This is a genomic window from Serratia sp. A07 (assembly GCF_058725505.1).
In genome coordinates this window covers 25,100-39,127 of sequence record NZ_JBZXDO010000007.1, presented here as the reverse complement: position 1 = coordinate 39,127, position 14,028 = coordinate 25,100, and the positions used below count along the sequence as shown (strand labels likewise).

Genomic DNA, 14,028 nt, shown 5'->3' with positions numbered 1-14,028 from the left:
ATGCGAAGACGTTAGTGCGTCACGTGACCGTGGCTGCGGTGCTTGGTCACGAAGCCCAGCAGCAGACACATCACGAACACCGCCAGGTACAGGCCGTTGGCGGTGGTTAGCGCTGCGTGCGCGCCGCCTTTCGCCACGATCGGGCCGGTGACAACGAAGGTCAGCATGGTGCCGATGGTGCCGCAGGTCAGGATAAAGTTGACCAGCTTCGGTGAGGAGACCTTGGTCTGCAGCGAGCCGAGGGTGATCAGCGTGGTGTAGATGGCGCTGGAAACGAAGCCCAGGGCCATGATGTAGTAGCCCAGGTGCTCCGGGTTGTCGGTGCTGACGAACAGGTACATCGCGCCGGTAGCCAATGCGGCCAGCACGGTAACGATGCGCTGCAGATCGAAGAAGCGCAGGATGAAGCTGAACACCCACATGCCGACCATGTAAGAGGTCCAGAAGTCGCTCACCAGCTTACCGGCCTGGCCGATGTCCATGTTGAACGACTTGGTGGCGTACTCAGGCACCCACTGAATGAAGCCCAGCTGGCCGAGGATGTAGCACAGTGCGGCGATCGACAGGAACAGCACGCCGATGCCCCATTTTTCTTTTTCGACCGGCTGACCGGCGTCGGCGCCTTTCTTGCCCAGCACCGGGAATTCGGAGCACAGGGTCAGCACGAAGATCCCCACGTACAGCAGGCCGATGCAGGCATAAACCCAGTACCAGCCGATGTGGCGAGCCAGCAGCATCGCGGCGACGATCGGGAAGATCATCCCGGCCATGCTGAAGAAGGAGTCGGTGAACAACAGGCGTGAACCGCGCTGGCGGCCGGCATACATGTGCGTGATCAGGAAGGTGCCTATCGACATGGTGATACCGCTAACCACGCCGAGGATAAACATGCACAGCGAGAACATGGTCAGGCTCTTGCCGAGCATCAGCCCTGCGACCGCCAGCACCATCAGGACAAAGCCGAAGATCAGCTGACGCTTCAGCGGGATGATTTCCATCAGCCAGGCATTGAGGAAGATCGAAATCAAAATACCGGCGTTGAGGAAAGTAAAGGTGTTACTCATGCTGGAAACCGGCAGGTTAAAGTACTCTGCAATGTTTCCCATCACCATCCCTGTGACGATCACTAAAGCACCGGTCAGCGCGTACGAAAAGAAGCTGATCCAGGTAAGCCGTATGCGGTTACTGTCATTCATTGTATAGGCCTGAATATGTCTGTTAGAGGTTTTAAAGCTGGCATAAGGCCGCTGGCTTTTCCTGACAAACGCAGAAAAAAGTCCCGATCAGGCCACCAGGGGGCGGATCCTAGCACAGACAACGGGATTTTTTGTGATGGCTGTCGATTTTTTGATGTAACCCATGAAGGGGTGATGCGCATTATTGTGATCTATTTGCGTACCGTCACAATGGAATCACGGTTGACTATCGTCGGCTCAAACCGGTGCGCCGGGGTGGCGGGGTCGATCAGCCTGCGCGCCGCGTATTGGGCCATCTCGCTGATGGGAAAATGGACGCTGCTCAACGCCGGGCGCACGAAAGGCGCGCGTTCGCCGCTGTCGTAGCAGATCAAGGAGATATCCTGCGGTACCCGCAGGCGGTGCTCGTTGATCGCCAGCAGCGCGCCGATCGCCATCTCTTCGTTGCAGCAGTAGATGGCGCTGGGCCGCGCGGCTTGCTGCAGCAGTCGATCGGCGCAGCGGTAACCGCTTTCCAGATCGTAGACGCCCTCCAGGCAGGCCACCGGTTCGATATTCGCCGCCTGCATTGCCTCTTCAAACCCCTGCAGCCGCAGGCGGCTCGACGGGCGTTCACGCGGGCCGCTGATGCAGGCGATGCGCCGGTGCCCGGCATCGAGCAGTTGCTGCGTCGCCATGCGGCTGGCGAGCGGGTGATCGAAGGTGACACAGCGGGCTTCCAGCCCCGGTACCAGACGATCGAGCAACACGAAATCACGTTGTTCCGCCGCCAATTGGCGCAGCCGATCGTCGCTGAGAAAACGCACGTGCAGGATCACGCCGTCGCAGCGCAGGCTAAATAGCCGCTGTATCGCCTGCCATTCGTTTTCGGCGCTGTTGCGGCCCTGGGTCACCAGCAGCTGTTTGCCGTGGGATTCGGCCTCGGTCTGCACGAAGTCCATCAGCGCGCCGAAGAAGCCGCCGCGGTACGACGTGGTGACCAGTCCGAGGGTATTGCTGTGGCTGGAGGCGAGCGCGCGGGCCGCCGGGTTGGGGGTATAACCGAGCTGGGCGACGGCGCGTTCAACCTTCTCGCGGGTCGGCGCCTTGACGTTGCTGTCGCCGTTCACCACGCGCGATACGGTGGCGCGCGAAACGCCCGCCAGCGCCGCGACATCTTCCAGTGTCACCATCGTCCCACTCCTGAATTACGGCTAAAAAAATGGGTTCGGCGCGCCGAACCCCTGTCTGGCTGCGTATAGCCGCTTACCTGAACTGCGGCAAGTACGGCGCGTTTATCGTCAACACCTCGTCCAGCAGCGGCTGCGCCAGGTTGGCGTTGCCCACTAACGGGTTGGCGATCAGCGCCAGCAACCCGCTGCGGCGATCGCCGTGCACCGCGGCTTCGATGGTTAGACGTTCGTAGGCTTTCACCTGCTGCGTCAGGGCCTGCATCGGCTCCGGCAGCGGGCCGAAGGTCAGCGGGTGTGCGCCCTGGGCATCGACGATACAGTTGATTTCTATCACAGCATCGTCCGGCAGGCCATGGATTGCGCCGCGGTTTGCGGTGTTGACCACTAATTGCGTGCCGAGATTATTATGGATAGCACGAATCAGCTCCAGCGCAACTTCGGAATAGAAAGAACCGCCGCGGAAGCTGAGCTGCTCCGGTTTCGTGTTTAACTGCGGATCGGCATACAGCTCGAACAGCTCTTTTTCTACCTGCATCACCTGCTCGGCGCGGGTGCCGCGCTCGCCGGCGGCGGCCATCTCTTCCGCCAGCATCTCGCGGGTCTGGTAAAAATAGCGGTGGTACGGGCAGGGGATCGCGCCGAGCGCGCGCAGGAAGTCCGGCTGCCAGGGCTCTTCCTTGATGTTGTTCATGGTCAGCGCCGCACCGTCGCACAGCATGTCGATCACCTTGGCGGTGACGTCGCGCCCCAGGTGCGTGACCTGATGCACCCAGACCATGTGGTTCAGGCCGGCGAACTGCAGCTGTACGTCGGCGTAAGGCGCCTGCAGCATGTTGGCGATCATGTGATGCATGCTGATCGGCACGTTGCACAGGCCGATGATCTTCGCTTTGGTAAAGCGAGACACCGCCTCGGTGACGATGCCGGCCGGGTTGGTGAAGTTGATGATCCAGGCGTCGGGTGCCAGCTTTTCCACCCGGCGAGCGATATCCAGCATCACCGGGATGGTGCGCAGCGCTTTGGCGAAGCCGCCGACGCCGGTGGTCTCCTGGCCGAGCAGCTGATATTTCAGGCCCAGCCGTTCATCGGCGGCGCGTGCCGGCAGTTGCCCGACGCGGAACTGGGTCAGCACGAAAGCGGCGTCGCGAATGGCGTCGTCCAGCGCGAAGTGCACGCTGACCTTCACCTGCTCCAGCCCGTGGCACGCCAGCATGCGGCGGGTCAGGGCGGCGATGGTTTCCACTTTTTGCCGGCCCGGTTCGACGTCCACCAGTGCCAGTTCGGTGACCGGCAGCTCCTCGATGCGCTGGATCAGCCCGTCCACCAGTTCGGGGGTGTAGCTGCTGCCGCCGCCGATCACGGCGATTTTGAGCGTGCTCATGGGCGGCCCTCCGTCTGCGACTGACGGCGATAGAGCTCGATCATGTCGTCGGCCAGATCCTGGATCACCATGGCGTTCATCAGATGGTCCTGCGCATGCACGGTGATCAGGTTGATCGCCAGCTTGCCGCAGCCTTCGTCCAGGCCGATCAGCTCGGTCTGGATCAGGTGCGCCTTCTTCACCCATTCTTTGGATTCGGCCATGTGCTTGGCCGCGGCGGCGAAGTCGCCGGCGCGCGCTTGCCGCAGCGCCATCAACGCATTGCTGCGCGCGCTGCCGGAGAACACCAGCAGTTCCATGATGGTGCTTTCAAACTCGGGGCTGACTTCAGTCATCAATTCACTCACGTCATTTCTCCAGGGGTTGCGCGGCGACGCCGCCGTGGGATGCTTCAGTATCCGTTCTTTTTATAATGAGAGCGCTCTCATTTAAATAGAGTAACGACAATGCGTGTGCAAACTGGGAGGCAGATCGCAAAAACCGACCCAGGGTGGCGCGGGGCAAAAAATGCGTGATGCGGTTGGCAAAAAAGTCTTCTGCGCCCATACTTTCCGCAGCAAAATTCAGGGCCGCCTAGGATATGTCCCGTAATTGGGTAAATATAGGTAAATGGCTGGCACTTGCCGATACAGCTCTTTAGAATCAAAGCGCTTTTCCGTTGTTTGTCTCTCAGAGAAAGGACCCGTTAATGTTCAAACGTACTTTAGTGACCTTCGTCGCGCTGTGTTCCCTGACCGCAGTGGCGCCAGCCGCACTCGCCGCCGGTGAGACCCACGTCATGCTGACGACCTCGGCGGGGAATATCGAGTTGGCGCTCGACAGCCAGAAGGCACCGGTTTCCAGCCAGAACTTCGTCGACTACGTGAACAGCGGGTACTACAACAACACCATCTTCCACCGCGTGATCCCGGGCTTTATGATCCAGGGCGGCGGTTTCACCGCTGACATGCAGCAAAAATCCACCAAGGCGCCGATCAAGAACGAAGCCGACAACGGCTTGCGCAACCTGCGCGGCACCATCTCGATGGCGCGCACCGCCGACAAGGACAGCGCCACCAGCCAGTTCTTCCTGAACGTGGCGGATAACGCCTTCCTGGATCACGGCCAGCGTGACTTCGGCTACGCGGTGTTCGGCAAAGTGGTGAAAGGCATGGACGTGGTGGACAAAATTGCCCAGGTGCCGACCGGCAACGTCGGCCCTTACCAGAATGTGCCGACCAAACCGGTGGTGATTCTGTCGGCCAAGGTACTGCCGTAAGTTTTTTGGCCGATCCCGCCGGGGTCGGCCGCTCCTTCCTCCCGAAGCCTTGCCTTCATCACTGTTTTCTCCTGCGCCCCATGCTCTAATCGGCAGACAATAATCAGACCGGAAATCCGGCGTTCGCCCTTTGTTGTCTCTGGATGAGTTGCTGCCATGTATGAATTTAACCAGGTGCTGTTGCTGCTGCAGCAGATGTGCGTCTATCTCGTTATCGCCTATCTGCTGAGCAAAACCCCGCTGTTCATCCCGCTGATGCAGGTGACCATCCGCCTGCCGCACAAGCTGCTGTGCTACGTGATCTTCTCGGTGTTCTGCATCATGGGCACCTATTTCGGGCTGCACATTCAGGATTCGATCGCCAACACCCGCGCGATAGGCGCGGTCCTGGGCGGTCTGCTGGGCGGGCCGTCGGTGGGCTTTCTGGTCGGGCTGACCGGTGGCCTGCACCGGTATACGCTCGGCGGCATGACCGATGTGGCCTGCGCGATTTCCACGGTGTCGGAAGGCCTGGTCGGCGGCATTGTGCACAGCATCGCCATGCGCCGGGGGCGCATCGAGCTGCTGTTCAATCCGCTGTTCGTCGGCGGCGTGGCGCTGGTGGCGGAAGTGCTACAGATGGCGATCATCCTGGCGGTAGCGCGCCCTTACGACGAAGCGTTGCAGCTGGTGGAGCACATCGCGCTGCCGATGATGATCGCCAATACCGTCGGCGCGGCGATGTTCATGCAAATCCTGCTGGATAGGCGCGCGATGTTCGAAAAATACACCAGCGCCTTCTCTTCCAAGGCGCTGAAGATAGCCGAGCGCACCGAGGGCATCCTGCGGCAGGGGTTCGATCAGGAGAACAGCATGAAGGTCGCCCGGGTGATCTATCAGGAGCTGGGCATCGGCGCGGTGGCGATCACCGATCGCGACAAGCTGCTGGCGTTTATCGGCATCGGCGACGATCATCACCTGCCGGGCACGCCGATCGCCTCGGTGCATTCGCATCGCGCCATCGACAACAACGAGGTGGTGTACGCCGACGGTAATCAGCTCTCTTATTGCTGCTCGATCAACCCGGCCTGCAAGCTGGGTTCGACGCTGGTGATCCCGCTGCGCGGCGAAAACCAGCGGGTGATCGGTACCATCAAACTGTACGAACCGAAAAGCCAGCTGTTCAGCACCATCAACCGTACGCTGGGCGAAGGCATCGCCAGCCTGCTGTCGGCGCAGATCATGGCCGGACAGTACGAGCGCCACAAGCAGCTGCTGGCGCAGTCGGAGATCAAGCTGCTGCATGCGCAGGTCAATCCGCATTTCCTGTTCAATGCCTTGAATACCCTGGTGGCGGTGATCCGCCGCGATGGTGAGCGTGCCTGCGATCTGGTGCAGTCCCTCTCGACCTTCTTTCGTAAAAACCTCAAACGCTCGGATGACGAAGTCAGCCTGGCGGATGAGATTGAACACGTGAACGCCTACCTGCAGATCGAGAAAGCGCGCTTCGCCGATCGGCTGGAGATCGCGGTATCGCTGCCGGAGGCGTTGTTGGCGGTGCGGCTGCCGGCGTTCTCGCTGCAGCCAATCGTCGAAAACGCCATCAAGCATGGCACCTCGCATCTGTTGGGCGTGGGTCGCATCGAAATCGGCGCCTGCTGCGAAGGCGAGCATCTGCTGCTGCAGGTGACGGACAACGCCGGGCTGTTCCAGCCGAAACCGAACTGCAGCGGGCTGGGGATGAATCTGGTGGATAAACGCATTCGCGTGCGCTACGGCGAAGGCTATGGCGTGCAGGTGGATTGCCGGCCGGACGCCTACACCCGCATTACGCTCAATGTCCCCATGGAGAGGGCCGCCTGATGTTAAACGCACTGATTGTTGACGATGAACCTTCCGCCCGCGATAACCTGCGCCATCTGCTGGAGGCCGAGGCGGAGATCGCGATTATCGGCGAATGCGCCAACGCCATCGAAGCCATCAGCCAGATCCACCGGCTGCAGCCGGACGTGGTGTTTCTCGATATCCAGATGCCGCGCATCAGCGGGCTGGAAATGGTCGGCATGCTGGATCCCAACCGCATGCCGCACATCGTGTTTCTGACCGCCTACGACGAATACGCGGTGCAGGCGTTCGAGGAGCATGCCTTCGACTATCTGCTGAAGCCGGCGGAGCCGAAGCGGCTGAGCAAGACGCTGCAACGCCTGCGGCAGCGCAGTGCACCGCAGGACGTGGCGGCGCTGGAAGAGAGCGCCGGTTACCTGAAATACATTCCCTGCACCGGCCACAGCCGCATCTACCTGCTGCGGTTCGACGAAGTGCTGGCGATCCGTTCCAAACTGAGCGGGGTCTTCGTGGTGCGCAGCGACGGCATGGAGTGTTTCACCGAGCTGACGCTGCGCACGCTGGAAAGCCGTACGCCGCTGGTGCGCTGCCATCGGCAGTATCTGGTCAACCTGGAACAGGTGCGCGAGATCCGCTTCGAAGAGGGCGGCGCAGCGGAGATGATCATGTCGGCCGGCGATCCTGTACCGGTCAGCCGACGCTATTTGAAGGCGCTGAAAGAGCAACTGGGGCTGCGGGGATAACTATGCCGGCGGCCACCGGCGGCGAGTATGCACAATGGCCAATACGATGATGCGCTGAGCCGCCCATTCATAGACCAGCAGATAGGACGGTGAGATGACCAGCTCGCGCGTGCCGGCTATCCGACCCGTTTTCCCGCTGGCGGGATGATGCACGAGGCGTGCCGCCGCGTCAGCGATTTTTGCATCATTTTCTGCGGCGGCGGCCGGATTTTTAAGTTCCAACCATTCATAAATCGCCAGACGATCGGCGATGGCGGGTTCCGTCCATGTCAGTTTCACAAAAGTCCTTTTGTGTTTTATTGCGTTGATTTCGCTCTGCGTTCGGCGAAATAAGCGGCCACCTCTTCATCGTCGGCGAACTTGCCTTCACGCAACGCCTTGCGGCTCACCTCGACCTTTTCCTTCAACCACTGGTCGTACTCTTTCTGCTGCGCCTGGCGGCTGACAAACTCGCGCATGAAATCTCGCAGCAGTTGCGAAGCCGTGCGATCGGCGGCCTTTGCCGCGCTGGCGAAAGCAGTTTTTAACTCTTCATCCACGCGAATTACCACGGTAGATTCAGACATGGTATTTACCTCGTATATACAGCGTAATGGTCACTATAGCACTGGTGCTATATTGTTCAAACAAAGACGCTCTGACGCTAAGCGCAATCTGAATTCATCAGGCTCCGACGGCGCCCATTTTGTTTGTCCTTGACGGGGTTACGCGGCGCTTATAGCTTTATTGCATCAACAGGCGCGTTTCGCGCTGCGTCAGCGTCAAAGGAACAGAAAATGAGTGAACCACGGATTATCGCCAAAGCGATGAAAGACGGAAAACCGGAGCAGGATCTGGTGATTTTGCCGGCGTTGGCCAACCGCCACGGGCTGATCACCGGGGCAACCGGCACCGGCAAGACGGTGACGCTGCAGAAAATGGCCGAACAGTTCTCGCGCATCGGCGTGCCGGTGTTCCTGTCCGACGTGAAGGGCGATCTGTCAGGCATCGGCGCCGAGGGCGTGCCTTCCGAGAAACTGCAGGCGCGCCTGGCGGCGATCGGCGTCACCGACTGGCAGCCGCAGGCCTGCACCATTATCCCGTGGGATATTTACGGCGAAAAGGGCCACCCGATCCGCGCCACGATTTCCGATCTCGGGCCGCTGTTGCTGGGGCGCCTGTTGGATCTGAACGAGGTGCAAAGCGGCGTGCTGCAGCTGGTGTTCAAGATCGCCGATGACAATGCGCTGCTGTTGCTGGACATGAAGGACCTGCGCGCCATGGTGCAGTTCGTCGGCGACAACGCCAAACAATTCCAGACCCAGTACGGCAATATCTCTGCCGCGTCGATCGGCGCCATCCAGCGTGGGTTGCTGACGCTGGAAGAGCAGGGGGCCAACCAGTTCTTCGGCGAGCCGATGCTGGACATCAACGATCTGATGAAAACCGACGCCAACGGTCACGGCGTGATCAACCTGCTGGCGGCGGACAAGCTGATCAATCAGCCGAAGCTGTATTCGGTATTCCTGCTGTGGCTGCTGGCCGAGCTGTTTGAGCACTTGCCGGAAGTGGGCGATCCTGAACAGCCGAAGCTGGTGTTCTTCTTCGATGAGGCGCACCTGCTGTTCAACGATGCGCCGGCGGCGCTGTTGACCAAGATCGAACAGGTGGTGCGTCTGATCCGCTCCAAAGGCGTCGGCATTTACTTCGTCACCCAGAACCCGTTGGACATTCCGGACAGCGTGCTGGGCCAGCTGGGCAACCGCGTACAGCATGCGCTGCGCGCCTTTACCCCGCGCGATCAGAAGGCGGTGAAGACGGCGGCGCAAACCCTGCGCGCCAATCCGGCCTTCGATGCCGAAACGGCGATCACCGAGCTGGGTGTGGGCGAAGCGCTGGTGTCATTCCTCGACGAGAAGGGCCGGCCTAACGTGGTGGAGCGGGCGATGGTGATCGCGCCGGAATCCAAAATGGGCATGCTCGGTGCGGAAGGGCTGAACAGCGCGATCAACAAGTCGCCGCTGTATGGCCGCTATGAGGATATGATCGACCGCGAATCCGCCTACGAGAAGCTGTCGTCGGGCGGCTTCGCCACCGTCGGCACCCCGCAGCAGGGGCAGCAACCGCAGGCGCAACAGCAACAACAGCAGGCGGGCGGCGGCCTGATGGACGGCCTGAACGAGCTGCTGTTCGGTTCCACCGGCCCGCGCGGCGGCAAGCGCGACGGCATCGTCCAGACCGCCGCCAAGAGCATGGCGCGCGATCTCGGCCGCCAGATCCTGCGCGGCGTGCTGGGGTCGATCACCGGCGGCCGTAAAAAGTAAGCGGAAATTATCGTCGGCAGCGGCGGGTTAAATCAGTACACTGTGGCGGCATTTTTCTCTGCCGGACCTAACATGCTGCTGCTGATCGATAACTACGACTCCTTTACCTATAACCTTTACCAGTACTTCTGCGAATTGGGCGCCGAGGTGCTGGTGAAGCGCAACGATGAGCTGCAGCTGGCCGATATCGAGCGGCTGGCGCCGCAGCATCTGGTGATTTCCCCTGGCCCCTGTACCCCGAACGAAGCGGGTATCTCGCTGGCCGCCATTCGTCATTTCGCCGGCAAGCTGCCGATCCTCGGCGTGTGCCTGGGGCACCAGGCGCTGGGGCAGGCGTTCGGCGCCGAGGTGGTGCGCGCCCGCGCGGTGATGCACGGCAAAACCTCGGCGATTCGTCACCTGGGCGTCGGCGTGTTTCGCGGCTTGAGCGATCCGCTGACCGTGACCCGCTATCACTCGCTGGTGCTGAAAGCCGATACGCTGCCGGACTGCTTTGAAGTGACCGCCTGGAGCGAGCGCGACGGCGTGCGCGACGAGATCATGGGCATCCGCCACCGCACTTTGGCGCTGGAAGGCGTGCAGTTCCATCCGGAAAGCGTGCTCAGCGAGCAGGGCCACCAGCTGCTGGATAATTTCCTCAAGCGTTAATTCCGGTGCGTTTTTTTCGCCCGTCAGGCGTTTTGCGTTTGCGCTTGATTGGTTTTTTATGCATATTTCGTGATTATGTTTTCAATCTGACATTACGATAGCGCTGAAAAACTTTCAGGGTGGAGCCGAAAATGACTGAAAAATCCGCAGTGAGCCGCAGTACCTTTGACCAGGTGATCCTGCCTGTTTATGCGCCTGCCCAGTTTGTGCCGGTGCGCGGCCAAGGCAGCCGGGTCTGGGATCAGCAGGGAAAAGAGTACATCGATTTTTCCGGCGGCATCGCGGTGACGGCGCTGGGGCACTGCCATCCGGCGCTGGTCGAGGCGCTCAAACGCCAGGGCGAAACCCTGTGGCATACCAGCAACGTCTTCACCAATGAGCCTGCGCTGCGCCTGGCAAGCAAACTGATCGACGCTACCTTCGCCGATCGGGTGTTCTTCGCCAACTCCGGCGCTGAGGCCAACGAGGCGGCGTTCAAACTGGCGCGTCATTACGCCATCACCCGCCACAGCCCGTACAAAACTAAAATCATCGCTTTCTATAACGCGTTTCACGGCCGCACGCTATTCACCGTGTCGGTGGGCGGGCAGGCTAAATACTCCGACGGGTTCGGGCCGAAGCCGGCCGACATCGTGCACGTGCCGTTCAACGATTTGGCGGCGGTGAAGGCGGTGATGGACGACCACACCTGCGCGGTGGTGATGGAGCCGATTCAGGGCGAGGGCGGTATTACGCCGGTCGACGCCGGCTTCCTCAAAGGCGTGCGCGAGCTGTGCGACCAACATCAGGCGCTGTTGGTGTTCGACGAAGTGCAAAGCGGCATGGGGCGCAGCGGCAAACTGTTCGCCTATATGCATTATGGCGTGACGCCGGACATTCTCACCACCGCCAAGGCGCTGGGCGGCGGTTTCCCGGTCAGCGCCATGCTGACCACCGAAGACATTGCGTCGGTGATGCAGGTGGGCACCCACGGCACCACCTACGGCGGCAACCCGCTGGCCTGCGCGGTGGCGGAGGCGGCGCTGGACGTGATCAATACGCCGGAGGTGCTGAGCGGCATTGAGCAGCGTCATGTGCTGTATGTGCAGGCTTTGCAGCATATCGGCGATAAATACGGTATTTTCACCGCGATTCGCGGCATGGGGCTACTGATTGGCGCCGAGCTGACGCCGCATTATCACGGCAGGGCGCGCGACTTCCTCACCGCCGCCGCCGCGCGTGGGTTGATGATCCTCAACGCCGGGCCGAACGTGATCCGCTTCGCGCCGTCGCTGGTGGTGGAGCTGCAGGATATCGAAGCCGGCATGGCGCTGTTCGAGCTGGCGGTGCAGGATGTGATCAACGCCTGAAGCCCGCGCGGCATATAACGGGGCGCGGCATGCCGCGCCCTTATTGATCGCGCAGTTTGCGCTTGAGCCAGATGCCGTGGTGCGGGCGCTGGCGCCAGGCCAGCGACGAAATGGTGTGCATCACGCTCAGGTGCGACAAAATGCGCCGCAGATGGCGCTCCATCTCGGTAACGGGCATGTCCGGATGCAGATCCGGCGGCTGCATGATGCCGCTGTTGCCGCTGCTCGGGCCGTCGTATTCCAACCGCTGCTGGCAGCTTTGCAGCGCGATTTCACAGGTCTGCAGATACTCTTCCGCCAGTTTCGGCGTCAGCATGTAGTGCTCGCGTGCCAGAATGGTCATGGCGTTCAGGTGTTCGACGATGAACTGGCTGTGAGTGACCCACAGCCGCATGTCCGCCAGATAGTTTGACGCGAACCCCGGCTCTTGCATCGCCTGATTGAGCGAGGTGAACAGCGCGTTGTGTGCCTGGTTGACCTGCATGCGGGTATAGGCCAACGCGGTGGCGTCCGGTTCCGGTTGCTTCAGCATCAGCCGCAGCGCGGCTTGATCGTTCTCCAGCGCCTGATGGGCATTCTTGCGCAGCAGCCCGCTTTGCCACTGCGGCCACAGCCAAATGGTGCCGCCGAACGCCAGCACGCAGCCGATCAGCGTATCGATCAGGCGCGGTACCAGAAAATGCGAGCCGTTCAGCGCCAGCAGCTGCAGGGTGTAAACCGCCGTGACCGTAAAGCCAATCACCGACAGCCCGTAGTTCTTGCGCGAAACCAGGTAGGCCAGCAGTGTGATCACCAGCATGATGCTCAGCGTTTCTCCCTCCGGCAACTGCAGCTGCAGCAGCCCGGCTGCCAGCAATAGCCCGGCAATCGTGCCCAGCGCACGGTGCTGAATACGCACCCGGGTGGCGTTATACCCGTTTTGGCTCACCAGCATGATGGTGAGCAGGATCCAGTAAGGCTTCGGCAGGTTGAATACCGTACCCAGGCTGCTGCCGACCGCCAGCGTTACGCCCAGCCGCGCGGCGTTGCGCAGGGCGGTGGATTTGAACGACAGATAGCTGACTAGCGCCGGCCAAAACGGCAGGCGGTGCTGGCCGGGCATCAGGTCGCGGCGGTACAGCGGATGCTGGGTGCGCAGCAGGCGGGCGATGCGGCTGAAGTGGTAATAACAAAACTGGCCGACCGGATTATCGGGATGCTGCGCCGCCATTTTTTCCAGCGCCGCCAGCTCGTGGGTCATGGAGAAGCGCTTCGAATGTTGATGATAGAGAATATCGTGCGCCACCACGCGCAGCCGGCCGGCGATCACCTGAGCATTGCGGCGAATGATCGCTTCGGCCTGGCTCTGCTCCACCAGTTTTTGCACCTCTTCCGGCAGATGCAGGCTGACGGTGATGTGCTCCTGCAGGTCCATCGCCACCTGAAAGGCGCGCTGCAGGCGCTTTTGCTCGAGATTGTTGGCGTGCGGCAGGAAATTAAGCTGTTGGTACAACAGGCTGATCAGGTCCATCACCTTTTGCTGGCGCACCAGCAGCGGCGGCAGCGCGGTCTGCGGATCGGTGTGCTGGGTCAGCAGCGAGTATTTGGCTTCGAAATAGTCCGCCAGTTCCAGGTAGAGCTGGCTCAGCGTCTCGCGCATCGGCTGCTCTTTCCACAGCTTGAACCAGAACCAGGTGAATAAGCCGTACCAGGCGGTGCCGATCGCGTACAGCAGCGGCGCCTGCCAGATAGGCACCGTGCCGGCCGTGCTGAGGGCGAAGATGGCGGCCACCAGCGCCGCCGGCAACAGCCGGGCGTGCAGCGGGCTGATTTCGCCGGTGACGCCGAGCAGCAGCGCCAGGCCCAGCATCAGCGCCGGCAGCGGCACGTGCCACAGCAGGGCCTGTTGCAGCAGCACGCTGCTGAAGGCGAACAGCGAACCGCCGACGATCAGTCGTTTAAAGAAGCGCTTATGCGGCGTATCCAGCCCGGCGATATTGCAGCAGGCGGGCACGAGGGAGAACATCAGGCCGAGCTGCAGCTGGCCTATCAGCAGGCCGAACAGCACCGGCAGGCACAACACCAGCGTTTGTCGCAGTGCGTAGTTGATTTCCGGGTGGTAGATCAGGCGGCGCCACATGGCAGAGAGCAGACAAAAAAACGGCGCAGACTGCG

General features: G+C 61.1%; 13 protein-coding genes. 6 read left to right on the top strand and 7 right to left on the bottom strand.

Annotation, left to right across the window (positions count from 1 at the left end):
* Nucleotides 1-11 precede the first annotated feature (11 nt).
* The 4 genes from tsgA to AC4PR2_RS09770 all read right to left on the bottom strand — a co-directional run bounded on the left by tsgA (nucleotide 12) and on the right by AC4PR2_RS09770 (nucleotide 4,084).
* Entirely contained in the window at nucleotides 12-1,196 is a 1,185-nt protein-coding gene (tsgA, locus tag AC4PR2_RS09785) for an MFS transporter TsgA (protein ID WP_033636290.1), read from the bottom strand.
* A gap of 191 nt (nucleotides 1,197-1,387) precedes the next feature.
* On the bottom strand, nucleotides 1,388-2,368 hold the full coding sequence (locus AC4PR2_RS09780; RefSeq protein WP_038878117.1) for a LacI family DNA-binding transcriptional regulator: 981 nt from the start codon (nucleotides 2,366-2,368) through the stop codon (nucleotides 1,388-1,390).
* Nucleotides 2,369-2,441: 73 nt separating this feature from the next.
* The gene (locus AC4PR2_RS09775) at nucleotides 2,442-3,749 is read right to left on the bottom strand and encodes a 6-phospho-beta-glucosidase (protein WP_492175075.1); all 1,308 of its coding nucleotides are present in this window, start codon (nucleotides 3,747-3,749) and stop codon (nucleotides 2,442-2,444) included.
* A complete protein-coding gene (locus AC4PR2_RS09770; RefSeq protein WP_038878111.1) occupies nucleotides 3,746-4,084 on the bottom strand; it encodes a PTS lactose/cellobiose transporter subunit IIA in 339 nt (112 codons plus the stop codon). Before AC4PR2_RS09770 ends, AC4PR2_RS09775 begins: the two co-directional genes overlap by 4 nt.
* Before the next feature lie 353 nt (nucleotides 4,085-4,437).
* On the opposite strand from AC4PR2_RS09770, the gene ppiA reads away from it, so the two are divergent.
* The 3 genes from ppiA (at nucleotide 4,438) to btsR (ending at nucleotide 7,574) form a co-directional block, all read left to right on the top strand.
* On the top strand, nucleotides 4,438-5,007 hold the full coding sequence (gene ppiA / locus AC4PR2_RS09765) for a peptidylprolyl isomerase A (RefSeq protein ID WP_038878108.1): 570 nt from the start codon (nucleotides 4,438-4,440) through the stop codon (nucleotides 5,005-5,007).
* Nucleotides 5,008-5,163: 156 nt separating this feature from the next.
* The gene (locus tag AC4PR2_RS09760) at nucleotides 5,164-6,849 is read left to right on the top strand and encodes a sensor histidine kinase (RefSeq protein WP_033636285.1); all 1,686 of its coding nucleotides are present in this window, start codon (nucleotides 5,164-5,166) and stop codon (nucleotides 6,847-6,849) included.
* Nucleotides 6,849-7,574, top strand: a complete 726-nt coding sequence (gene btsR / locus AC4PR2_RS09755) for a two-component system response regulator BtsR (protein ID WP_047729698.1) — start codon at nucleotides 6,849-6,851, stop codon at nucleotides 7,572-7,574. The genes AC4PR2_RS09760 and btsR overlap by 1 nt, the downstream gene beginning before the upstream one ends.
* Here btsR and AC4PR2_RS09750 read toward each other — a convergent pair whose 3' ends face one another.
* Nucleotides 7,575-7,853, bottom strand: coding sequence for a type II toxin-antitoxin system RelE/ParE family toxin (locus tag AC4PR2_RS09750; RefSeq protein WP_197803755.1), 279 nt, complete (start codon nucleotides 7,851-7,853; stop codon nucleotides 7,575-7,577).
* 17 nt (nucleotides 7,854-7,870) lie between these two features.
* A complete protein-coding gene (locus tag AC4PR2_RS09745; RefSeq protein WP_142110622.1) occupies nucleotides 7,871-8,140 on the bottom strand; it encodes a hypothetical protein in 270 nt (89 codons plus the stop codon).
* A gap of 210 nt (nucleotides 8,141-8,350) precedes the next feature.
* Here AC4PR2_RS09745 and AC4PR2_RS09740 point away from each other — a divergent pair, with 210 nt between their 5' ends.
* The 3 genes from AC4PR2_RS09740 to argD all read left to right on the top strand — a co-directional run bounded on the left by AC4PR2_RS09740 (nucleotide 8,351) and on the right by argD (nucleotide 11,874).
* A complete protein-coding gene (locus tag AC4PR2_RS09740; protein WP_033649312.1) occupies nucleotides 8,351-9,877 on the top strand; it encodes a helicase HerA-like domain-containing protein in 1,527 nt (508 codons plus the stop codon).
* 72 nt (nucleotides 9,878-9,949) lie between these two features.
* Nucleotides 9,950-10,525 (top strand): aminodeoxychorismate synthase component II, encoded by a 576-nt coding sequence (locus AC4PR2_RS09735; protein ID WP_049198366.1) that lies wholly within the window; start codon nucleotides 9,950-9,952, stop codon nucleotides 10,523-10,525.
* A 131-nt stretch (nucleotides 10,526-10,656) separates the two neighbouring features.
* Nucleotides 10,657-11,874, top strand: a complete 1,218-nt coding sequence (argD, locus tag AC4PR2_RS09730) for a bifunctional acetylornithine/succinyldiaminopimelate transaminase (RefSeq protein WP_060441376.1) — start codon at nucleotides 10,657-10,659, stop codon at nucleotides 11,872-11,874.
* A gap of 40 nt (nucleotides 11,875-11,914) precedes the next feature.
* On the opposite strand, the gene AC4PR2_RS09725 is transcribed toward argD, so the two are convergent.
* Nucleotides 11,915-13,993 carry a YccS/YhfK family putative transporter gene (locus tag AC4PR2_RS09725; RefSeq protein WP_443014552.1) on the bottom strand — a complete coding sequence of 693 codons (2,079 nt, stop codon included), beginning with the start codon at nucleotides 13,991-13,993 and terminating at the stop codon, nucleotides 11,915-11,917.
* Between the last annotated feature and the right edge of the window lie 35 nt (nucleotides 13,994-14,028).